Here is a 24722-nt window from a genome sequence, read left to right on the forward strand (position 1 = left end):
GTACATCGTAAATCGTCCAATCGTAAATAAATTTATTTTAGTGCTAACCGGTTGTTGGCTTTGGCTTTTTCCAACCAAGCCGGTACGGTAGTCTTCAAGAATTTGTCCTTTGCAGCTCTTTCGGCATCCATATCGAGGCCGATATATTCCTGCGCCTTGTCTTTGGTAGAGATATCCGGCATGGGAACATTGTCCGTATATCCATGCTTTGCCAGCACTTTGGAGACAGCCAAACGCGCCTGCATAGCTCTATCCAAGCCGTGAGACAAGACACGCTGGATTTCCTGTGGTGCATGGAAAGCACCTCCGTGAGATGCCACACCGAAGTCCCAACGCCATTGCGCCTGGCGAATCAGTGCCAGCACTTCTTTCATCTGCTCTTCCGTAGCTCCCTTGTCCCAGGCAAATTTAGCTTCGATATGAGCTTTGGCAAGTTCCTGTTCAAGGCGGTTGCGGATTTCATTGGCCTTGCGCTGGCGTTCGTAGACATTGTTGCGCAAAGTCTCCTCACTTTCGCGATGGCAGGTTTGGCAGGTACGGTCTATCATAGCCAACGGACTTTGTATATGGTGGTCGCTGAACTTCACGCCACCTTCACTCTTATAGGGCATGTGGCAGTCCGCACACGATACGCCACGCTGACCGTGAATGCCCATCCGGGCTATTTCAAAATCGGGGTGTTGCGCTTTCAGGATGGGGGTACGGCTCAACTTATGTATATAGTCGTAGAAACCGGCCTCATCATAATAGGCTTCCATGTCTTCCACCGTAAAACCTTTGTCCCAGGGGAAAGTCAGGTACTTGCCGTCACCCTTGAAGTAATATTCCACGTGGCACTGTGCACATACCAGCGAGCGCATCTCCTGCGGAGTGGCCTCGGTAATATCCTTGCCCTGACGTTCAAAAGCTTCTATCAGAGCCGGACGGCTGATATGCAGATTCATATTTTCCGGTTCGTGGCAGTCCGCACAACCAATCGGATTTACAATTTCACCACCCAAAGCGCCCCACTTATTATTATAGAAAGCATCCACACCGATGGCTTCCATCATACGGGGGACATCGGGACTCTTGCAAGTCCAGCAAGTGGACGGTTGCGGACCATCTGCATCAGTGGCAGGCGCACCGGTACGCAGGGTTGCCGTAATATCCTCGATGGCATGCATGTGTCCGCGCGGAGTGGAATAGTCTTTGGAGAAGGCATATCCAGCCCAAAGTATCACCATTTCGGGACGCTGTTCCAATACATCCACAGCCACATTTCCATTGAATTCACTCTGGAAGTCGGTCTTGGCGGTTTCAGTCCACGTCTGATACTCACGTGGAAAGTCACTCTTGAAGACTTCGTTGCGTGCCTCAATTCCTTCAATCACAGTTTTGCGGTTATTGAATACACTTGCCAGCTCGGCCCTGCGCTCCATCAAGGCAGAAACGCATAGACCCAAGACAAATACAACGACCATTGAACCACCGAACAACAGCCATCCTTGCCACGATTTTAATCTCTTTTCCATATATATGAAGATTTATTGTTATTATTCCTTTATCAGTTTCTGCAACCACTCCGGTACGGGAGATTCCGGATAGGGTACCAGTGCAGCGGGCGTGGACGAGAGGCTGTTCATTCCACCATGAGGCACATCACGGTGGCAGTCCCAGCATGCCTTTCCGTCGCCGATGAGGGTCATCATGTAGTCTATCCTGCCGACATCCACAAACTCGTTGGTCAGTTGCGTATGGCAACGGATGCAATTATTCATAATGACCTGCGCACTGGCTTCCTCGGCTTGGATGGCCTGCGGTTCGCTTTTAGTGAGAAAGGCACCTACGTGCTTCATGCCGTCCATTCCCTTAAACATCCATTTCTTTACCATATTCTCATGAGGGACATGGCAATCGTTGCAAGTGGCATCCCGGCTGTGGGAGCTGTGCATCCAGGTTGCATAATAGGGAGCCATGATGTGGCAGTTGACACATGCCGCAGGGTCATCTCCCAGATAAGTGTGCGCCCGGAGAAGATACATAAACAAGCCTCCGCTGCCGACGAGGACACCGCAAACAATGAGTGCCGTTACTTTCCACCTGTAGGATGGAAATAGTTTACTTATGATTGGTAACTTCGCCATAAAATGAATATTTTCAGCAAAAATAGGCAGTTACAATCTAAAAAAGTGTAATCATGATTACATTTTTCCATTTATTTTTCGGTATTTTTAATAAAGCATTCATTCTCACGCATACCTATATGAAGATGTCCACAAAACACGCACGCCTGCGCATCTTGTGGACATCTTCATCCTTTTATAAAACTGCCTGCTTTTTTTAAGCTGCTTTCTTTAATTGAACATTCACTTTTCTGCCACTCTTCCGGACCAATCTTCGAATCCAAAGATAATAGCCCGTCAACGGCAGGCTTGCGCCAATCAAAGCGGCCAGAAAGCTCAAGATGCGGGTGGCCCATCCTCCCCAACTGCCTACATGGACGGAGTATATCCAGCCACGGATTTTCCCGGAAGTGTCGGCATCCTTATATAAGGTAGTCCCGGTGATTTCACCATTACGGGGATTGAACGTATAGCGGTCGGCAGCACGACGGTTGCCCAACCGATTGAAGGAGACTGTAGCAGAGCCACGCGATACGGTTATCTGTTTATAATCAGGACTAAGCTCCTTCAGTTCTTCGTAAACCTTCTGCCAGTTTGCAAAAGGAGAGAAAGGCTTTCTTTCACGATTCTCGCCACCAGACCTGCCTTGAGCCCTATCTCCTCCGTGGGCAGCAGTTTGTGCCTGAGCACCATGTCCTCCACCCCCTTGCATGGTTTCCACTCCAAAAACTTTGTAGAAGCCGGTGCGATACCAGGAGAAAGACCATGTCAGTCCCGTAAGTGCCATCGCCAACAGAAAAATCAGCGTGTACATGCCGCCTGCCACATGCAGGTCGTACCAGAACCGGCGCCAACCTTTACCGGCAACAATCTTCAGACTGTTCTTTAAAGCCTTTTTTGTACGGGGCCACCAGATGACAACGCCTGACAGCAGCACAAAGACAAGCATCAGTGTGGCAGTGCCCACAATCATTTTCCCCCAGAAGATACTTCCATCGGGCTTCATGCTGTCCAACAGCCAGCGGTGCAGGCGGAACATGGTCATGAAAAACGGCGCACGCTCATACCGGCCCTTCACCTCACCCGTGTACTGGTCCACATAGACGGAGGCACGACGAGGTTTGGAAAGATTCACCTGCCAGGCACGTTCCGGATTGGACGATGCAGTGATACCCGTCACAGAGACACTATCCGGCAAAGTAGCGGCTACTTTTTCGGCCAACCGGCTCATGGGAAGCGGTGCCGGTCCGGCTTTTTCTACATAGTAGAGGTCGCGGCGGCAAAGCTCCATCACTTCCGTCTCGAATACCAGCATGGCACCGGAGAAGCAGATAAGGGTAATCAACAGTCCGAAGGGGACTGAAAGCCATAAATGTATCTTACTGAAAATTTTCTTCATAAGTATGTTCTCTTATTCATTTCATATCAGAACCTTTATTCCAGTTTACCTACACCGTTCAGTTGGGTTGCATTGACCACCAGCCCTTTGGTAGCCGTTGCATTGGCAGGGTCTACCTTATAGATGGCAGGATAGCCGGAAGAGGTAGTGACTGCCACATATGCGTTGCCATTTTCCATGTACGGGGTATTACCAAAGCCAGAGACATCGCTTGGAAGGCCGTTCACATAAGTCAAAGCTCCGGTGGAGGCATTGAAGACGGCAAGTTGGTTGGCAACCTTGTCTGATGCCGTAATTGCCTTATCATACATCAGCAGCAGGAAATAATTACCTGAAATATACCAAGTCCGCAAGAAAGAGGCGCCATTGGCTTTCTCTTCAAGATTATAGTAATAAGCGGCATCAAATTCTTCTGCTTTGGTATCGATGCGTACAACTCCAGCAGGCAATGTAGTCTGCTGACGCGAATCACTCATGGTCTTGGCATAGCTCGGAGAAAATACATATACATAGCCGTCGTCGGCAAGCCAGTTCATCTGGTAGTACTGTGAACGGTTACGTCCGGCAGCATAACTGATTTTGTCTGTAGTGATGACCTTATGAGAATTCAGTGTCTGATCACCAAAGATAGCGATATGGCATTCATTAGGATACTGGGTCCATTGCAATTCGTCCTTCTCATAGGCACCGCTACCCTGCCCGCCGGATTCTGTCTTTATTAAATCCTCATTACCGGAAAGCACCCACTTGTAGCTACCGTCTTCGTTCTTCTGCATGCAACCATACTGGCTAAGCCCCATGGGAATGGCTGCTGCATAAACCTTACTGCCCACTTGTTCTATACCGGCCAGTGTTACGTATTCACCATTTTCAAGGAAATTTTCGGCAAGAAATGGAGTATCCTTTGTTACCGAGTTCTTTGTATAAGTCTGTTTCTCGACATCCAGATAGGAAATCAAAAAAGATTGGGGAGTATATCCATTTGCATCATTCAGTTCCGTAGGGCCGTCGCCGGTAGAAGTCGTCATTATAAATTGGTCATAATAGCCGTAGGTAGTGAAACGATTGACGTTATACTCCTGGCTACGTTTTTCCAGTTCACCGTTTGTATTCATAATGAACGACTGGGTAGTGCCTGCATTTCCCTGGTGATAGTTCAAGGCATACAGATATTTGTTTCCGTAGAACACCCAGTAAGTAGCCCCATCGTTCACAAGGCCATTGCCGGCAGCAGTAATTTCACCGCTTTCCAGTGACTCGGCTGTCAGCAGGACAGGAACGGAGCTACCTGAAACTGTAGCCGTGGCAGCTATCACATAGTTACCCTTTGAACCGGAACCGGAGCCGGAACCCGGTTCGTCTGTGTCTGTACAAGAAATTAAAGCCATTCCGGTCATTGCCATTGCCAAGAGGCCGGACAAAAGATAATTCTTCTTCATTTGTTCTTCTTATTAATTACACCTATTAAAACCATTATATTTATTAATCACCAAAATGTACACGTACCTTGCCATAGAACGCACGCCCGGCTTTCTGAAGACTGAAATTGTCGTACAAATCCTCGTTCGTGAAGTTGCGGCATTCAAACGAGATATTATAGCGGCCATTCTTCAGACTATAGCTCAATGTCAGGTTATGGGAGAACTGGTCGGGTACCATGAAATCCTTGTTCTTGCTACCGATGGCCTGCGAATAGTAGGAGAAGCTGTGCATGTACTGGTTGTCGTAAGTCACGGACAGCATATTCCCTTTCTTCCAGAGGTCGCGCCAATAGAAGTTTACGTCAAAATCAGCAAACTGATAGGGCACATTGGGAATGCGTGCCTTGTAACCGAGATTTTCCACAGAGTTGCCGGTACTGCCGATTTGCATCTTCTCATTGTCACGCACATTCATCTGCGTGAAGTTGCCGCCCACACTCAGCCAGCGTCCGAAGCCATAGCGTGCCGATACATTGTATCCCTTCGTCAGCACCTTGCCGTAGTTGGTATAAGTGGCCCCTTCTTTTCCTCCGCTCAAGTCCTGGATATTGCGCTGGATATAATCCTTCGTATTGCGGTATACCACACCGCCTTCCACGTAGACGGAATGTTTTCCAAAACTCCGGGAATAACTCAGGTTCAAGTTGATGTTGTCACTTTTCTCGGGACGGATGCCGATGTCTCCACTCTCCAGGTCTTCGTCACCAAACATCTCTTCGATAGTGGGCAGGCGGTAAGCTTTTTCATAAGAGAGCTTCGCCTGCAAGCCGGGCAGGATGAAATAGGTTCCGGCAGCACCATATCCCCAAGAGTCTACCGTACGGCTGGTGCGTACATAATTACTACCGGTATCATCCTCGGCCATAGGTCCTGCCACATACTGGCGGTAGTATTTGCCGAATGCCGAGAAGTTCCACTTTTCGGAAGGCATCAGGCGGTATGACAAACCGGAGATATTCTTGCGGGTCTGCTTGGCAATGGCATCCGTCTGTTCTTCCACCGCCAACAGTGAAGTATTATCACGCTGGAATGCACTCAACACATGATTGAAAGTCAGCATGTGGACTCTGGCAATGCGGTAATTCAAGGTCAATGTACCGTTCCAATTGTCATTATCGGCACGGGAATACTGGCGGGACTGTTCGCCGGGGCTGTTCAGCGGATGTTTCTCACCAAGCCAGTTGTATTCGTAGCGGGCAGTATCCACATTCGTAGTGGCATTGCGATTGTAGTTGGCTGTCAACACCATATCCAGCCCCTTGATTATCAAGTTGCGTTTGCTGTATTCCATCGAAGGCATCAGTGAATGGCCGAAGCGGTGCTTTTCTCCGAAGACTGTCTTCTGGCGTACACCGGTCTGTATGTCCTTGTACATGTGCGAATAGGTGAAACCGAACATCAGCCGGTCTGCCCAACTTTTGTCCACAATACCCGCTTTGGCCACAATGGCTTCGTTGTGGTAAGTATCATTGAAACGCTTCACGCGCACCTTCTCACTTTCGTTGAAACTGCCCGTCTCAAAATCCTTTACCGGCGCATCTACATGATAATCGTTGTCCGAGTAGTTTTGAAAGGCATTGATTTCATAGCTGAAACCGTTCTTGAAAGTCTGTCCGAAGTTAACGTATGAGCGGTGGGTATTGAACGAGCCGTAAGAATAAGAAGCATCCAGGAACCAGTTCCGGCGTTTCTTGTTGGTAACAATATTGATGACACCGCCAATGGCATCCGTACCGAAGCCCACGGGAACTACACCCTTATATACCTCTATACGGTCGGCAAAGCTCACCGGAATATTGTTCAGGCTGAAGGAGCTTCCCACACCTTCCTGCGGCACACCGTCAATGAACACCTTGACGTGCTTTCCGCTAAAACCGTCCAGCATCAACTGCATGTCCGAACCTACCCCACCCGACTCACGGAGTTTCATGCCCGGAGCCTTGGTCAAGGCATCGCTCAGATTCTTCGTGGTGTTCTGGAGTTCCTTTGTATCGACTGCCACAGCATTGAATGCCGACCTCTTCACCCGGCTTACTCCGGTAGAAACGATAGTCACCTCGTCCAGCTGTTGCGTTTCGGGAGCGATGGTTATGTTCAGCTTCATCCGCTCATCATTGACCAGTTTCACCTTTTTCTCCACCTTTGTATAACCTACGGCAGACACCACCAGCGTATAGTCGCCGGCAGGCGCCTTGATGTGATAGAGGCCTTCCTGATTCGTGGTTCCTCCATAACTCGTCCCTTTCAGATAAACAGTCGCAAAATCCACCGTTTCTTTTTCCGTAGAAATGATTCTACCCGAAATCATCCCTCCTCTCCTCTGCGCATGTACAGACAGAGAAGCCAACAGAAGGAAAAACAGCAGCGAGAATTTAAGTGTATATGCTTTCAATTTTATAATAATTATAATGTTGTTAGTAAACCGGTGCAAAGGTCATTATTAACAGCCAGCTGTGCAATCACTTATTGTAGGTAATTATATGGAGTGGATTTATCGTATATATCATATTATGCAATCACCATTGATAGGTATTATCAATAATAAATCTAAAAAAAGAGGAGCCGGGAAATGAAAAACCCCTATTTATAGGTATTGCCCAATATGCCTTTTTGTACGACCTTTGCTGCAAATTAAAACAAGACAACGGACAATAAATTATTAAAGTTTAAGTATGAAAATTGAAAAGATTGTAGCCCGTGAAATCCTTGATTCACGCGGCAATCCCACAGTAGAAGTGGACGTTATTCTGGAATGTGGTGTTATGGGACGCGCAGCAGTGCCTTCCGGTGCTTCTACCGGCGAGCACGAAGCGCTGGAACTTCGCGATGGCGACAAGCAACGCTACGGTGGTAAAGGTACACTAAAAGCAGTAGAAAACGTCAACAAGATAATCGCACCGGCACTGATTGGCTGGTCGTCACTGGAACAGCGTACCATCGACCACAAGATGCTTGAGTTGGACGGCACGCCTACCAAATCCAAGCTGGGTGCCAACGCCATTCTGGGTGTCTCACTGGCAGTAGCCAAAGCCGCCGCCAATTATCTCGATATACCTTTATACAGATATATCGGTGGAGTAAATACCTACGTAATGCCGGTCCCGATGATGAATATCATCAATGGAGGTTCACACAGCGACGCTCCTATCGCTTTCCAAGAATTTATGATTCGGCCGGTAGGCGCCTCTTCCTTCCGTGAAGGCCTGCGCATGGGAGCCGAAGTATTCCACGCCTTGAAAAAAGTGTTGCACGACCGCGGCCTCAGCACTGCTGTAGGCGACGAAGGCGGTTTTGCACCGGCACTGGCAGGAACAGAAGATGCGCTGGACTCCATCATGAGCGCCATCAAGGCTGCCGGCTACGAACCGGGCAAGGATGTGAAAATCGGTATGGACTGTGCCTCATCCGAGTTCTTTAAGAACGGTATCTATGACTACTCCATCTTTGAAGGCGAAAATGGTAAAAAACGTACTGCCGACGAACAAATAGCTTACTTGGAAGATTTGATTAATAACTACCCGATTGACTCCATCGAGGATGGCATGAGCGAAAACGACTGGGAAGGCTGGAAGAAGTTGACCGAACGCATCGGCAACCGTTGCCAGCTGGTTGGCGACGACCTGTTCGTGACTAACGTGGAATTCCTTGAAAAAGGTATTGCCATGGGCTGCGCCAATTCCATCCTTATCAAAGTCAATCAAATCGGTTCACTCAGTGAAACGCTGGATGCTATCGAAATGGCACACCGCCACGGTTATACCACAGTGACTTCTCACCGTTCCGGCGAAACCGAGGACGCCACCATTGCAGACATTGCCGTTGCCACCAACAGCGGACAAATCAAGACCGGTTCTCTGAGCCGCTCCGACCGCATGGCGAAGTACAACCAACTATTGCGCATCGAAGAAGAACTGGGTAACCTTGCTGTCTATGGCTACAAAAGAATAAAATAACCCTTTGTAGTGAATAAGTCATAAAGAGGGAATAGCGTCTTTGGGAAAAGGCGCTATTTTTATTAAAGAATCGTCTATATCTTTGCAAAAGTCATCCCCTACTATCCTCTATAGGAAAGATTCTTTCCAAGATGGTAGCAGGTTAATGTTTCATTGACTAAAGACTATTCGTCCGACAGTCGTTACATTATCGTCCGACATATGTTTAATTATCGTCCGATAGCTGTTGGACGATAATTAAACATATGTCGGACGAATAGTTTTTAGTAAGCAAGAATATAAAATATAGCGGCGCAACAATCATTTGCTCCCAAAGCCTCCCTTTATTATTTACGGAGGCCTTCAAAAACAGTCCTCATTCACGGTTCATCAAACGATGCTCTGCCATCTGCTCGAACTTCGTGCCGGGACGTCCGTAATTGGCATACGGATAAATGGAGATGCCTCCGCGCGGGGTGAAGATACCCGTCACCTCAATATACTTAGGGTTCATCAAATGAATGAGGTCTTTCATTATGATGTTCACGCAATCCTCGTGGAAAGCACCATGATTGCGGAAGCTGAACAAGTAGAGTTTCAAACTCTTGCTCTCTACCATCTTGACATCGGGGATATAGCAAATACGGATTTCTGCAAAGTCCGGTTGCCCCGTGATGGGACAGAGGCTGGTGAATTCGGGGCAGTTGAAACGCACCCAGTAGTCATTGCCGGGATGCTTGTTATCAAATGCCTCCAATACTTCGGGGGCATAGTCCTGACGGTATTCTGTCTTTCTCCCCAAAAGGGAAAGTTGGTCTTTCAATTCTGTCATAGCCATATATTTTTAGTGATACAAGTGTGCCTCATTTAGTAGAAGCCAAAAACTTTTCCAATCCTTCTCTGCGCAACGTGCATGCCGGGCAGTGTCCACAACCATCTCCCGGGATACCGTTATAACAAGTCAGCGTTTCGTGACGTATAAGTTCGAGCACTCCAAGCTCGTCTGCCAGCGCCCAGGTCTCCGCTTTGTCAATCCACATCAGTGGTGTGTGCAGTACGAATTGCTCGTCCATAGCCAGGTTCAGCGTCACGTTAAGCGACTTGATGAAAGCATCCCGGCAATCGGGATAACCGCTGAAATCGGTCTGCGACACCCCCGTCACAATATGATTAATCCCCCGCTCGCGGGCGTAAACGGCGGCTATACTCAGGAAAAACAGATTGCGTCCCGGCACAAAAGTATTCGGAAAGCTGTCTGCCGGCTTCTCCTGGTCCATCTCCATGCCGGCATCTGTCAATGAGTTATGTCCCAGCCGGCCGATAAAGGAAACATCCATTACTTCGAACTCCACACCTGCCTTACGGGCAATGGCCCTCGCCAAGTCCACTTCCTTCTGATGTTTCTGTCCATACAGAAAACTCAGCGCATACACTTTCTTAAATTCACGTTTTGCCCAAAAGAGGCAAGTGGTCGAGTCCTGCCCGCCACTGAATACCACCAAAGCAGTGTCCCTATTCATCTTGTTAAAAGCCTCTCCCCTTGCCCTCCCCCGTAGGGAGGGAAACAGAGAGGGCATTGCTAATTATTTGTTTGACATAATAACTGATTTCCCCTCACTACGGGTAAGGGGCTTTAAATATCGCCTATTTTCCATACTTTATAGGAGATGCCTTCATCATAGACATCACTACCGTCTATCCGCTTAATAGCTTTTACCACACGGATAGTCACAGGCAGTATCAATACCTCGTACATGGACTTCAGCAGAATCTGGATACACATCATCACCAGCAACTCCCGCCATGCAATGATTCCTCCGAACGCCACCGGAAAGAAAATCAACGAGTCTGCCGTCTCACCAACCACCGTCGACCAAATGGCACGTGCGGAGAAATTACGCCCGTTGCTTGCCAGTTTCATGCGGCTCATTACGTAGGCATTCAGAAAAGAGCCCACCAAGAATGCCGTCAGACTGGCTATGACAATACGGGGCGCCATTCCAAAAACAAAATTGAAATGCGCGGCACCATCCCAGAAAGGGGCGGCAGGCAACGCCACGGCTATCAGTCCCAGCATTACCACAAAAAAGTTCATGGCAAAACCGCTCCAGATAATCAGGCGGGCTTTACGAAAGCCCCAAACCTCGGCTATGCAATCGTTGATAATATAAGAAATCGGGAAGACCAGCAATCCGGCTGTTACGGTAATACCAAAAACCTGGATAACTTTAGTCTCAAGAAGATTGGCTGCAATCAAGCATACATTGAACAGAATGCCCAGCAACATAAAAGGTACAGATACTTTTTGTTTCATACTCCTGTTTTTTACGTGGTGTTCTAGAATACACGACCGCTATTCACGGCATCATACATTTTAAATCCGGTTGCAAAGGTACAACAAGTTTTGCAAATGAACAAACAACATATATTTTAACTAAATCCCAAGCAAGACAAAGCTCCTTTTTTTTATTCGAAGTAATTACAGACAGTGCATATTTAGTTAACGAGACTTAAATAAGATTTCCCAAACCAAGAATATTATTTACAATAGTTTTAAAAAACATAAACCAATAGCATAAAAATCAATATATTAACTGATTTTAGCACAAAATCAAAAACATGCAACCAAGTTTGCTCTCAAACAAGATTTCATTCACGCAAATTTCTTAAGCAAATAAAATAATGGACAACATATTTTAATACATACGATTCTATATTTTAAATAATGAAAATTAGGATTATATTTGATAACAACAATCCGGAAGCTCTGGAAAGCACATTGATATTAACCAAGAATATACCATATTATATATAGTAACCTTAGAAAAACAATGAATGCCTATGATTTACCCGAAAGCCCCAAGACACTATTAGTGTCATCTTCTATTCAACCTATTTATTTTGAGATCCATTAGCTTAAACAAAAAACATCTATTATGAATGAAAATCGTAAACGAGGAACATCGAACAACAAAATCCTCACAGCAATTGCCATCGCCTCCCTATTTATAGGAAGCAGCAAAATCATGGCAATAGAGACCTATTCGGAAAATTCATTCGGAGTGACAGAACAGATGCAGGCACAAACAGCCCGCGGTATCATTGTCGACCAGAATGGAGAGCCTATCATCGGAGCAAGTATCTTGGAAAAAGGTACTACCAATGGAGTTACTACCGACTTATACGGTAAATTCTCGCTAAACGTAAAAAGAGGTGCCACCCTGGTCATTTCCTACATCGGCTATAAGACGCAGGAAGCCAAAGCAGATGCCAACATGAAAATCACCCTTACAGAAGATTCCGAACTACTGGATGAAGTAGTTGTTGTCGGTTACGGTGTACAGAAAAAGAAACTTGTCACCGGCGCCACTGTACAAGTGAAAGGGGAAGACATAGCCAAGCTGAACACTGTGGATGCCCTGGGCGCTTTGCAGAGCCAGTCACCGGGTGTCAACATCACACAGAACAACGGCTTCCTGGGTTCGGGCTTTAAGGTGAATATCCGCGGTATCGGTACTACCGGAACCTTCTCCCCGCTTTATGTGGTAGATGGAGTTGCCAACGGTAGCATCGACGGGCTGAACCCGAGTGACATTGAATCTTTGGACGTCTTGAAGGATGCCGCTTCTGCCGCCATCTATGGTGCGCGTGCTGCCAACGGCGTTATCCTGATTACCACCAAACGAGGTAAAACCGGCGTTGCCGAAGTCAGTTACGACGGCTATGTCGGCGTGCAGAACCTTTACAAAATCCCTACTATCCTCAATGCCCAAGAGTACATGATGATGCAGGATGAAGGCCGTGTAATGGACGGATTGAGTCCGTACAACTGGGCGACCTATATTCCGGAAAGGGATTTGCAGGCCATACAGAACGGAACATGGAAAGGGACAAACTGGCTGAAGGAAGTGCTGAATGAAGATGCATTGGTACAGAACCACGCAGTCAACATCACCGGAGGAACAGACCGTTCCAGATATGCCATAGGTATTTCATACACCAACCAAGAAGCCACCATGGGAGTTCCCGGCGAATTTCCAGAAATGAACCGCTACAACTTCCGTGTCAACTCGGACCACGTAGTCATGAAAAAAGGCAATCTTGACTTCTTGAAAGTGGGCGAAACCATCAACTACAAATATTCGCAAACGCAAGGTTCATTCGGAACCGGCGGCATTTATTGGAACGGAGTGCACAATATGCTCATCATGAGCCCGTTGATGCACCCTTACAATTCAGACGGGGGCTACTACCTCTATGCAGACCAGGAAAAGGATAACTACAAATGGGATATCTCCAACGGAGCCAATAAAAACCCGATAGCTTATCTGGACTACTATATGAACCAGAACCTAAGCAAGTCCCATTACATGCAGAGCAGCTTCTATGCAGAACTGCAACCCATCAAGAACCTGCGTATCAAGAGCCAGTTCGGTTACATCATGGGAGCCTCCAGTTATCGTTCCTATTTGCCGAGATTCGATTATCTGAGTGCGTCACTCAACAACGCAGAAGACAAGGTTACCCAATCCATGTCTATGTATAACCGTTGGTCATGGGACAATACAGCCAACTACATCTTCAATATCGATGACCACAACATCGACGTCCTGGTAGGTCAGAGTATTGAAAAATGGGGTATGGGAGAAGAAATGAGCGGTTCAGCCATAGGCTCAAACTTCTATGATTTCAAGCACGCTTATTTGTCCAATGTTCCATTGACCGCCAACAGTGTGTCCTCCTTGACTGGCAAGCCTAACGGGGAAGGTTCCATCGCCTCCTTCTTCGGACGTGTCAACTACAACTATCAGGAGAAATACATGGCTTCTGTCATCATGCGTGCGGACGGTTCCTCCACTTTTGCCCGCGGACACCGCTGGGGATACTTCCCTTCAGTATCCGCAGGATGGGTTATCAGCAACGAGTCCTTCATGTCAGGAATCAAATGGCTGGACTTCTTAAAGCTACGCGCTTCCTGGGGGCAAAACGGTAACTGTAATGTATCTACTTTCCAATATCTTTCACTGATAACTTCCAACAACGGATATGGCGGTTATACGTTCGGCGACTCCATGGACCTCATCAGTACCGGTTCATACGCCTACCGACTGACCAACCCGGACCTTACCTGGGAAACACAGGAGCAATTGAATTTCGGTATCGATGCACGCTTCTTGAACAACCGCCTGGGCTTTGAATTCGACTGGTATAACAAAAATACCAGAGACTGGCTGGTTACGGCTCCGGTACTCTCTTCCTTCGGTGCCAATGCAGTGTCCGTCAATGGCGGTAATGTAAAAAACACGGGTATTGAAGTAGGACTCCACTGGAACGACAACATCGGAAAGGATTTCCAATATGGAGCCAACCTGACCCTTGCTCACAACAAGAATGAAGTGACCAAGATTGCCAACAAAGACGGAATCATCCACGGTAGCGGCAGCGTTCTGTGGGAAGGAGCCGAAGAGTGCTTCCGTGCTGAAGTAGGCAAACCCATCGGCTACTTCTACGGCTACAAGAGTAACGGCATATTCCAGAACCAGGAACAGATAGACAACTACAAAGGTCCGAAACTGAATGGCGACAAGACACAGCCGGGTGACGTAATCTGGGCAGACACCGACAATAGCGGTACGCTCGATGCCAATGACCGTACTATGATAGGTAACCCGAATCCCGACCTGACAATGGGACTTTCCCTGAATGCCAGCTGGAAGGCCATTGACTTCTCAATCACTACTTACGGCGCATTCGGCCAGCAGATTCTGAAGTGTTATCGTGACTTCTCCTCCTCACCCTTGAATAACTATACAGCAGAGATATTCCAACGCTGGCACGGCGAAGGTACGTCCAACAAGTTCCCGAGACTGTCCAGCGCTTCCAGCTCCAACTGGAACAGAGTATCAGACATTTACATCGAAGATGGAGACTATCTCAAGATAAAGAACATCACTGTGGGATTCGACTTCAAGAAAGCATTCAAGAAGTTACCGGTACAACAGCTGCGCCTGTATCTGACCGCACAGAACCTCTTTACCTTCACCGGCTATTCCGGTATGGACCCGGAAATCGGTTACGGTGGCGACGATTATGGTTGGGCATCAGGCATCGACCTGGGCTACTACCCCAGTGCACGTACCTATATGATAGGCTTAAATGTAAAATTCTAATTAACCGAAGAAATTATGAAAAAGATATTATTCATAGCATCAGCAATACTGATTCTTCTTTCAGGATGCGAAAACTTCCTCGATTCGGAACTTCTGACCGAAAAGACAACCGCCAACTTCCCGGAGACAGAAAAGGATGCCCAAGAGATGGTGACGGCCATATACGCCCATCTGTTGTTTGAAAGTCCTGAAACCTCTTCCCAGTATTACATTGCCCAGTTGGCAGGTGACGACTGTCTGGGAGGCAACCTCTCCTACTCCAACAACTGTGCCACCAACTTCCTTATGTACAGTGGCAATCTGAATACATTTGCCGGCATCTGGGACCGTTGCTACACCCTTATCAACCGTGCCAACAATGCCATCAACACAATGGAGAACGTGAAATCATGGTCCAGCGAGAGCGAACGCAACCGGCTTTTCGGTGAGTCCTACTTCCTGCGTGCCATGGCTTATTATGAGCTGGCACAAGTCTTTGGCGGAGTTCCTTTACGCACCACACTGGAAAGCACCAACCTGCCGCGTGCATCCGTAGACGAAATCTACGCCCAGATTGCAGCAGACTTGAAAAATGCTATCGAAATGATGCCCGCAAAGATTTATCCGAAAGGCTCAGACATGACCGGACACGCTACAAAATATGCCGCCGAAGCCATGATGGCACGTGTATTCCTTTTCTATACCGGACGCTACGAAAAAACCGAGCTTCCCAACGGAACTACCAAAGAGGAGGTCATCTCTTGGATAGATGACTGTGTAAACAACTCCGGTCATAAACTGGTGTCCGACCAACGCAACATTTGGGCCTATACCAACGATGCTACCGAAGACAATACCGAAGGGTTCCGTTACCAATACGTCATCAACCATAACTTGAAATGGGAAGGAAACAGTTCCGACGAAACTTTGTTCGCCAACAAGCATAACCTGAAATCCGACTGGACCTATACTTGGTTCTCCAACACTTGCGCCCAATTCTATTCACCGTCTGCCGACAACTATTCCAACAAAGACAGCTACCCCTTCGGCACCGGTTGGGGAGCTGGCCCAGTATCTCCGGCAATGGTCAACGAATGGAAAGACTGGGCCGCCAAGCAGACCTATACGGACGGTTACAAGGAGGATCCCCGTCTGACCGGTTCCATATGGTCGTACAAAGCACTTGATCCGAATGTTGCCGGCAACGTACTGATGGACTGCACCATGGACGAGGGTGAACCGGAATATACCGTATCCTATCGTTACTATGAACAAACCGGCTATTTCCAGAAAAAATACATCAATATCAATTCCTACAATGAAGGCAAAATCGAACCTTTCGGCAAGCAGATGTTCCCCGGAATATCTTCGCAGACATCCCAACAGCTACTCCAAATTGCCGACTTGATTCATATCCGTTTTGCCGACGTCCTGCTCATGCAGTCCGAGCTGAAGCAAGACGCTACGGGTCTGAACAAGGTACGTGCCCGCTCCCACTTGGCTCCGGTGGCCTACTCCCTGGAAGCCATCAAGCAGGAACGCCGCTGGGAACTTGCATTCGAGTCCATCCGCTGGTGGGATATCCTTCGCTGGTCGGGTCCTTCGCTTGAGGAAGCCGGTGACATACTCAACAAACAGACCGGGTTCAATATAATAAATGCCGCTACGGTGGTACCGATGGTAAAATTCGACTATAAGAAACGCCTACAGGCAACCCAAGGCTACTGGCCCATTCCGCAAGACGAAATCGACATCTCCAATGGAGTCCTTGAGCAGAATCCAGGCTGGGATGCATCTGCCCAGTTCTCGGATTGGAACAATATGTAAGGAGTATTAACCTATAAATAAAGACAATATGAAAGCAACAAAAATATTGATAGCAATGCTTGCTTCAGCCTTCATCGTTACTGCATGCGATCCTATCGAAGACGAAGACTTGCGAGACAAATATGTGACTGATGCCGGTACACCCATAACCAAGGAGGCATTACAAGCCGCCATATCCATTACCCAACCCTTCCCCAACCAAGACGGAGTAGTGGAAGGCGACCAGTATATCGCCCTGAAAAACTCCCGCCCGGACATTGGCGGTTCATGGCACATAGAATGGGGGGGCGAAGGAAGTAAACAAAGTAAGACTCTGGTCACGGACAACGCTACGGTCATCATGGAGTCCAATGCGGACTATTCCATCTACTATATGGGCATTTCCGCCAATCAGATTATCAAGACAGATCCGGTTGTAGTGACTGTGACCAATGTATTCGACGATTGGTCCACTTACTTCACCGGTGCAACCGACAAGAGTGACAAATCTGCCAAGAAGACCTGGAAATTCCGTGAAGTCAGCTGGGGTTCCGTCTGCAATATGGGGGCTCATGGAGGCTGGAAATATACCAGTGCAGGCTATACTCCCGAATCAAATTTTGCCTGGTGGGCCAATGTCACTGCCGCCGAAGCGGGAGACCAGTCCATGGTATTCGAATTCGACGGAAACAAGATGAAAACCTATGATGCCAGCGGAAACCTGAAGGCAGAAGGTACTTTCTCCTTCACACACGAAAAACCGGAAGACGGAGTACTGGGTGAACTGATAACGAGCATCCCCACCATCGGAGGGAATTATGACGACAACGGACAAAGCGTAGGCAGCAACAAATTCTGGCTGCTGACACTGGATGAGAACTATATCACAATCTATCATCCCGGCAAGTATAGCGGTGGTGTGGATTGGGACGACAGCGGCTGGTATGCTTACTTCAAGACTGAAGCAGGAACCGATTCTGAATAATATGCACTCTCTATGAAAAAGAAACTGCTATTTATAATAGCTACTGTCTTTCTAGTAGCCGCATGTCACAATGACGACTACATTCCCGGACTGCCAGCTCCGGGAAATGAAGACAACGAGACCGAAATGGCCGAGCAGGTTGCAGGCCGGGTTGCATTGGGCTACGTCACTTATTATGGCACATCCATACCCGATGCCAAATACCTGACCCACATAAACTACGCTTTTGCAGAATTATATGTTAAAAACGGAATTTATGAAAAGTTTGGCCTGCAAGGTGATAAATCCCGTTTTGATAAGGTAAAGAAAATAAAGAGCCAGTATCCACATGTGAAGATATTACTCTCTTTTACCAATAGCGTTTCCAATTCTGACAATTCCCAGGACGGAGGCTTCTCCGCCCTGGCGAAGAGTCCGGAAATGCGCAAGCAATTCGCACAAGACTGCAGAGCCTTTGTTCTGAGTGAGGGCATAGACGGTATTGACATTGACTGGGAATTTCCCGGTATGACTTTCAGCAGCAATGCCTATGACGAGTTGGTAGATGTGGAGAACTTCACCCTATTGATGAAAGACTTGCGTGCAGAGTTGGGGCAGTCCACCCTATTGACCTATGCAGGTTATTGCATGGACAAGCGTCCCCAAGGCGAAGGCTACAAATATATTGATGTAAAGGCTGTAGACCCGTATGTAGATTTCGTCAATATCATGGCCTATGATCTGGTTGGTGCCCCCCAGCATCAATCAGCATTGAACAAGCCAAGTAATTACTGGGACTGCCAGCGTTCCGTAGACGAATACCTGAATGCAGGGGTATCTGCCGACAAATTAGTGTTGGGAATTCCGTTCTACGGAAGAGCCGATTTCAATGCCGGCGGCAGCATCAATTATCGGGATATTCTCAACCTGAGTAAGGATGACGGCTATGTCATCGAAAATTGGGATACAGAAGGCAATGTCCCCTATGTCACCAAAAACGGCAGTTTCTACTGTGGTTACGACAATCCCCGCAGTATTGCCGCAAAAGGTGAATGGATATTAAAAAATGGCATGAAAGGCATGATGTTCTGGGATTATGAAGGCGATGACACTATGGGAACTCTACGCAAAGCGCTGTGGAATGCCGTCATGAAAAAATAAGTAACTTAACACACATTCTCAGGAGGTTATTCCGGAAATTAGGGTAAGGGTAATTTTGCATACGATCTTCATTCAAGGCAAGAATACTGACGGAATAACCTCCTTTCCTCCTCCAAGACTACAAAACCTTTTTTCATTTAAGTTGTTGAAAGCACATTCATCAAAACCTAACTTAAATGAAAACAATCTTAAAAGCAATGTTTCTGTTGTGCGTAGCCGGACTTCCCTTGTCCACTATCCATGCACAAAAAAAAGAGATCATCGATGACGAAGCCCCCAACGGCATTGTCATAGTTACCATCGACAAAGCGGGCGACGAGATTATCCGCATCATGAATGAGTCACAATTGCCTTACATCCATGACCCGAAAGCTCCCCGCTTCCTATTGATGGACAAACAAGGCAAATTCGCCCTGGGTATCGGAGGGTATGTCCGTGCCACCGGCGAGTATGATTTTGGAGGTATTGTGGATGATATTGACTTTGTTCCTGCCAACATTCCAAGCATTAGTAAAATCAAAAATCAATTTCAAATGGATGCCAGTACGGCCACTATCTTTCTGAAATTAGTCGGACACACCCGGCTATTGGGTGACTTCACAGTCTATACAGCCGGAAATTTCCGAGGAGGAGACAAAACATTCCAGCTACGGAATGCTTATATGTCATTCCGAAATATAACGGTGGGATATACTTACGGCGGTTTCATGGACTTAGGCGCCCTCCCCTCCACCATTGACTTCCAGGGGCCCAACGGTGCCACGTTCTACCGCGCTACACAATTGTCATATACTTATAAAGGGCTGAAAGACTTTCGTTTCCAAGCTTCCATCGAGGCGCCTGCCGTTGACGGCACAACAAGCAGCCAATTCGAAATTGCCCAGCAACGCATGCCGGACTTCACAGCTTCGGCACAATACAGTTGGAACAGCAGCAGTCATTTGCGTGTAGGAGGTATCATCCGCAGCATGACATATACCAGCACGGAAAGGGACAAGGCTTCCAGCGTCACCGGATACGGTGTACAAGCCTCAACGACCTTTAACCTCGGTAAAAAATGGCAGGCATTCGGACAAATCAACTATGGTAAAGGTATCGGGCAATACCTGAATGACATCAGTAATCTGAACGTCGATATTGTCCCCAATCCCGAAAAGGAAGGCAAAATGCAGGCATTGCCCATGCTGGGCTGGTATGCAGGTCTACAATATAACATTTCTCCAAAGGTATTCCTTTCAAGCACTTACAGCATGTCCCGCCTTTACTCTGAAGACGGTTATCCCAACGACCTGCCAAGTACCTACCGCTACGGACAGTATTTCGTAGCCAACGTATTCTGGAACGTAACCCCGAACATGCAGGTAGGCGCTGAATATCTGCGTGGCTGGCGCACCAACTTCGACAATTCCACCAACCATGCCAACCGTATGAACCTGCTTGTACAGTATTCTTTCTAATCCAATATAAAATAAGAAAGAAGCCGCCTCAAATCGATATTTGAGACGGCTTCTTAATATATAAAGGTAGGATTGTGAAATCAGAACTTATAGTCAACACCAAGACCAAACACTTTATTAGTACGGCTATAAACATTCTTGGTGGTTTCACTTATCTTCTTTGTATAATCATCATAGTTTGTCCAAAAATAGGCTATATTCATAGTCAAATGCTTTGTCATTTTGATGGCAGCACCAAACCCCAGTGAATAAGAGTCACATGAAAAACTTATATCACTCTGAAAATCATCAGCCAAGCCATAATCTGTACGCTGATAACCACCACTGATGGTCAGCTGTTTAGCTATATCCCATTCTGCACCAATCAAAATTTCATGTGTGCCATGCTTCAACGCTTTCTGCTTATCATTGGCCATCCCTGCCGCTTTATCAAAAAAATGGTGATATTCCAGCGTTGCACGAAGCGTAGGAAGGAATTCATAACCAACAGCTGCAGTCAATAATGCAGGGATATCACTCGGAGTATTCACACCATCCTTATAGTCAGCCAAAGGATTCCCTTCATCTCCCATAGCAGTTCCCATTGCACGCACTTCAGCTTTTTTGGTTTTATTTTCGAGATTAAGACTTGTCATAAACTCGTACTTCAACCCAATATTCCATTTGCCCAACTTCACATCAGCTCCCAAGATAGGGGTCAATCCCCAGCCGGTCTGGTCGCAGTCTAAATCGATACCAACCAATTCCATGCCACCATAAGTAGGAATATTACTGTGTGCTGTTGCAGTCAGAAATCCTTCATACCCACCGGTAAAATAATTCATACGTCCACCGGCAAACACACCTAACCAATCATTAACTTGATACGACAACCCCAATTGCACACCATAAATAAACTGGCTTCCATCCATTGCACTATTGATAGAATACATATTGGGAGTGATTTGACCACCCGAAATAGTATGGACTTGTCCCATCACCATTGAATCGAACATACCCAAACCATCATCAAACGATGCCTTACCGCCACCACCTACAACAGCAAAGCTACCGGAAATAGTCCAGTCTCCTTTTTTATATGCACCTTGAAAACTAGGAATGAAAGGAGCAGAAGCTTTTCCTTTATAATAACGTGTATTCCCATCTTCAATAAACAAGGGAAATGTCGCTTTTATGTTACGGGTCTGATAAGCACTTTGTCCATTCAAAGACAAATAGAGACCATCTTCCGGCAAAAAGGCCAAACCGGCCGGATTAGAATAGACACCGTCAATATCAATGGAAGCACCACGCGCTAACATTCTAAGAAAAGATACATGCTGATTTGTATTTGTTAGGATACCACCCGCAAAAGTTGGAATTGAAACGATTAACATCGCAATGCCAATCAACGAAAATTTTCTCATCTAAATCTTTTTTAATTGTTTTCGGGCGCAAAGGTACAATAATATTGCACATAAAAAATAGTTTTGTGCATAAAGTTATCCTAATATAATACTTTCATTGAAATACCAAATAGTTTCTGATGAAACAAATGGAAATAATTATCATTTTATGAATCCTTCCGGCCACTGAACCATATCAACTTTCCACTTGTTATCTCCCTATAATTATGTAACATTTAAAAAACAACAAATCTCATGGCATACACTATCGCATTTTTTGGCAGCAAACCTTATGATGAAGCGTCTTTCAACGAAAAAAACAAGGAATATGGTTTTGAGCTCCGCTACTATAAAGGGCATCTTAACAAGCACAACGTTATTTTAACCCAAGGAGTAGATGCAGTCTGTATTTTCGTGAACGACACGGCCGATACCGAAGTTATCCGTCTGATGGCAGACAACGGCGTGAAATTATTGGCGTTGCGCTGCGCCGGCTACAACAATGTAGATTTAAAGGCAGCTGCCGACTGTGGCATTACCGTAGTGCGTGTCCCTGCTTACTCCCCTTATGCCGTAGCAGAATATACCGTTGCCCTGATGTTATCCCTCAACCGTAAAATTCCACGTGCCACCTGGCGGACACGAGACGGAAACTTCTCGCTGCACGGACTTCTGGGCTTCGACATGTACGGAAAAACTGCAGGCATCATCGGCACGGGAAAAATAGCCAAGAAACTGATATGTATCCTGCGTGGATTCGGCATGAATATTCTTGCCTACGACCTCTATCCCGACTATAATTTCGCCCGTGAACATCAAGTGGTATATACCAGCCTGGATGAGCTATATCACAATTCGGATATCATCTCCCTGCACTGCCCGCTGACTGAACAGACCAAATATCTCATCAACGACTATTCCATCAGTAAAATGAAGGACGGAGTAATGATTATCAATACCGGACGTGGACAACTCATCCATACCAACGCCCTGATTGAAGGACTAAAAAACAAGAAAATCGGCTCTGCCGGCCTGGATGTGTACGAAGAGGAAAGCGAATACTTCTATGAAGACCAATCGGACAAAATCATTGATGACGATACCCTGGCGCGGCTACTGTCCTTCAATAATGTCATCGTCACTTCGCACCAGGCCTTTTTCACACGCGAGGCACTGGCAAACATTGCTTCGACAACCTTGCAGAACATCAAAGATTTTATGAACCATAAGCCACTGGAGAACGAGGTCAAGGCATAGTCCCCACTCATTTATAAATTCTTAGACATCGGTTTTTAAACTTTATAGCTTTCCAAAGCGTTACTAGTACATAAACCATTTTAAGAAAAGGAATAAATTATGAAAAAAGTTATAGACAAATCAGACAGCAGAGGTCATTCCCTATATGATTGGCTTGACAGCCACCACACCTTCAGTTTCGACGAGTATTACAATCCCCGCCGGATGAATTTCGGCGCCTTGCGTGTACTGAACGACGACCGTGTGGCTCCGGGAAAGGGCTTCGGCACACATCCTCATAAAAATATGGAAATCATCTCCATTCCCCTGAAAGGGAAACTGAAACATGGGGACAATCATCAGAACAGCCGCATCATCATTCCGGGAGATATACAAACCATGAGCGCCGGCACCGGCATCTACCACAGCGAAATGAACGGCAGTGACACTGAAGCGGTAGAATTCCTGCAAATCTGGGTGATGCCCGAAAAGCTGAACACACCACCCGCATACCAGGACTTCGACGTACGTCCACTCCTGCGCAAAAATGAAATGGCACTAATAGTATCCCCTGACGGCGATGCTCCTGCCAGACTGCTACAACAGACCTGGTTCTCTATCGGTGAAATAGAAGCCGGAAAGAAGATTGACTACCACATGCACCAATCGCATTCCGGTGTATACATCTTCGTAATGGAAGGTGAAGTCAAAGTGGACGGCACAATACTCTCACGCCGTGACGGAATGGGAGTATACGAAACCGGCAGTTTTGAGCTGGAAACATTGAAAGACTCTCACATTCTCTTCATAGAAGTACCGATGTAGCGTGCTTTTGCATAAAATAACAGCTTAAACCGGAAGTTTGTGTAGCGTTTTTTGTAATATTGCGCTATAATTCAATCCGTAAATGAAACTTGATTACATCTACCATAGCGGCTTCGCGATTGAAGCGGACGGAGTGACGGTCATTATCGATTACTATAAAGATTCCTCGGAAGAGGTTTTCAATAAAGGTATCGTGCACGACTATCTCTTGGAAAAGCCGGGCGTACTCTACGTACTATGCTCGCATTTCCATCCCGACCACTTCAATCGCGAAGTTCTTTCATGGAAAAAACTGCGGCCCGACATCCGCTACATATTCTCCAAAGACATCCTGAAGCACCGCCGCGCCTCAGCGGAAGATGCCACCTACATCAATAAGGGCGACACCTACGAAGACGAACATATCCGTATCCAGGCCTTCGGTTCTACCGATGTGGGTATCTCCTTCCTGATAGACCTGCAGGGCAGGCGACTGTTCCATGCCGGTGACCTAAACAACTGGCACTGGAGCGAGGAATCTACTCCGCAGGAAATACGCAAGGCCGAAGGTGACTTTCTGGCCGAAGTGAGAGAGCTGCAGCAAACTGCACCTGCCGTAGATGTAGCCATGTTTCCGGTGGACAGCCGTATCGGAAAAGATTATATGCGTGGAGCAGAACAATTCGTGGAACGAATAAAAATCACTATATTTGTACCGATGCACTTCAGCGAAGATTATCAGGGAGGCAACGCCTTCCGGCAGTTTGCCGAGAGCAAGGGATGCCGCTTTCTGAGCATTGCACACCGTGGTGAAAGTTTCGAACTCCCCAACTTGTAGCCCAT

General features: G+C 46.9%; 18 protein-coding genes. 9 read left to right on the plus strand and 9 right to left on the minus strand.

The genetic code is table 11. The annotated features are described in order from the left end of the window. Positions 1-32 precede the first annotated feature (32 nt). The 5 genes from nrfA to DXD78_RS06335 all read right to left on the minus strand — a co-directional run bounded on the left by nrfA (position 33) and on the right by DXD78_RS06335 (position 7293). Positions 33-1514 (minus strand): ammonia-forming cytochrome c nitrite reductase, encoded by a 1482-nt coding sequence (gene nrfA / locus DXD78_RS06315; protein ID WP_009038191.1) that lies wholly within the window; start codon positions 1512-1514, stop codon positions 33-35. Between the two features lie 21 nt (positions 1515-1535). Further along, the gene (gene nrfH, locus DXD78_RS06320) at positions 1536-2126 is read right to left on the minus strand and encodes a cytochrome c nitrite reductase small subunit (protein WP_005832432.1); all 591 of its coding nucleotides are present in this window, start codon (positions 2124-2126) and stop codon (positions 1536-1538) included. 196 nt (positions 2127-2322) lie between these two features. Next, complete coding sequence (locus DXD78_RS06325) at positions 2323-3504, minus strand: PepSY domain-containing protein (RefSeq protein ID WP_005832435.1); 1182 nt, start codon at positions 3502-3504, stop codon at positions 2323-2325. 35 nt (positions 3505-3539) lie between these two features. Then, positions 3540-4943 carry a DUF4374 domain-containing protein gene (locus DXD78_RS06330; protein ID WP_005831492.1) on the minus strand — a complete coding sequence of 468 codons (1404 nt, stop codon included), beginning with the start codon at positions 4941-4943 and terminating at the stop codon, positions 3540-3542. A 43-nt stretch (positions 4944-4986) separates the two neighbouring features. Continuing rightward, complete coding sequence (locus DXD78_RS06335) at positions 4987-7293, minus strand: TonB-dependent receptor (protein ID WP_009038190.1); 2307 nt, start codon at positions 7291-7293, stop codon at positions 4987-4989. A 364-nt stretch (positions 7294-7657) separates the two neighbouring features. On the opposite strand from DXD78_RS06335, the gene eno reads away from it, so the two are divergent. Then, positions 7658-8938: a phosphopyruvate hydratase gene (eno, locus tag DXD78_RS06340; RefSeq protein ID WP_005831501.1), complete on the plus strand. Its 1281-nt coding sequence runs from the start codon at positions 7658-7660 to the stop codon at positions 8936-8938. 355 nt (positions 8939-9293) lie between these two features. Here eno and queF read toward each other — a convergent pair whose 3' ends face one another. The 3 genes from queF to DXD78_RS06355 all read right to left on the minus strand — a co-directional run bounded on the left by queF (position 9294) and on the right by DXD78_RS06355 (position 11231). Beyond that, the gene (gene queF / locus DXD78_RS06345; protein WP_008664917.1) at positions 9294-9749 is read right to left on the minus strand and encodes a preQ(1) synthase; all 456 of its coding nucleotides are present in this window, start codon (positions 9747-9749) and stop codon (positions 9294-9296) included. Positions 9750-9780: 31 nt separating this feature from the next. Continuing rightward, entirely contained in the window at positions 9781-10437 is a 657-nt protein-coding gene (gene queC, locus DXD78_RS06350) for a 7-cyano-7-deazaguanine synthase QueC (RefSeq protein WP_005831503.1), read from the minus strand. 113 nt (positions 10438-10550) lie between these two features. Further along, positions 10551-11231: a queuosine precursor transporter gene (locus DXD78_RS06355; RefSeq protein ID WP_005831504.1), complete on the minus strand. Its 681-nt coding sequence runs from the start codon at positions 11229-11231 to the stop codon at positions 10551-10553. Between the two features lie 622 nt (positions 11232-11853). Between DXD78_RS06355 and DXD78_RS06360 the strand changes: the two genes are divergently transcribed. From DXD78_RS06360 to DXD78_RS06380, 5 genes are all read left to right on the plus strand, one after another. After that, on the plus strand, positions 11854-15087 hold the full coding sequence (locus DXD78_RS06360; protein ID WP_009038188.1) for a TonB-dependent receptor: 3234 nt from the start codon (positions 11854-11856) through the stop codon (positions 15085-15087). Between the two features lie 15 nt (positions 15088-15102). Then, positions 15103-16893, plus strand: coding sequence for a RagB/SusD family nutrient uptake outer membrane protein (locus DXD78_RS06365; protein ID WP_005832449.1), 1791 nt, complete (start codon positions 15103-15105; stop codon positions 16891-16893). A 28-nt stretch (positions 16894-16921) separates the two neighbouring features. After that, positions 16922-17857, plus strand: a complete 936-nt coding sequence (locus tag DXD78_RS06370; RefSeq protein WP_034529601.1) for a hypothetical protein — start codon at positions 16922-16924, stop codon at positions 17855-17857. Between the two features lie 12 nt (positions 17858-17869). Then, positions 17870-18997 (plus strand): glycosyl hydrolase family 18 protein, encoded by a 1128-nt coding sequence (locus DXD78_RS06375; protein WP_009038186.1) that lies wholly within the window; start codon positions 17870-17872, stop codon positions 18995-18997. Between the two features lie 176 nt (positions 18998-19173). Then, entirely contained in the window at positions 19174-20454 is a 1281-nt protein-coding gene (locus DXD78_RS06380) for a hypothetical protein (RefSeq protein ID WP_009038185.1), read from the plus strand. Between the two features lie 80 nt (positions 20455-20534). Here the strand turns inward: DXD78_RS06380 and DXD78_RS06385 are convergent, their stop codons facing one another. Further along, positions 20535-21860, minus strand: coding sequence for an OmpP1/FadL family transporter (locus DXD78_RS06385; RefSeq protein ID WP_005831520.1), 1326 nt, complete (start codon positions 21858-21860; stop codon positions 20535-20537). 234 nt (positions 21861-22094) lie between these two features. Here DXD78_RS06385 and DXD78_RS06390 point away from each other — a divergent pair, with 234 nt between their 5' ends. The 3 genes from DXD78_RS06390 (at position 22095) to DXD78_RS06400 (ending at position 24717) form a co-directional block, all read left to right on the plus strand. Continuing rightward, positions 22095-23096, plus strand: coding sequence for a 2-hydroxyacid dehydrogenase (locus tag DXD78_RS06390; RefSeq protein WP_005832453.1), 1002 nt, complete (start codon positions 22095-22097; stop codon positions 23094-23096). Positions 23097-23195: 99 nt separating this feature from the next. Next, positions 23196-23900, plus strand: a complete 705-nt coding sequence (locus DXD78_RS06395; protein WP_005832454.1) for a pirin family protein — start codon at positions 23196-23198, stop codon at positions 23898-23900. Between the two features lie 82 nt (positions 23901-23982). Beyond that, complete coding sequence (locus tag DXD78_RS06400; protein ID WP_005831526.1) at positions 23983-24717, plus strand: MBL fold metallo-hydrolase; 735 nt, start codon at positions 23983-23985, stop codon at positions 24715-24717. Positions 24718-24722 lie beyond the last annotated feature (5 nt).

This window comes from Bacteroides sp. D20, assembly GCF_003436255.1.
Classification (GTDB): Bacteria; Bacteroidota; Bacteroidia; order Bacteroidales; family Bacteroidaceae; genus Bacteroides; species Bacteroides uniformis.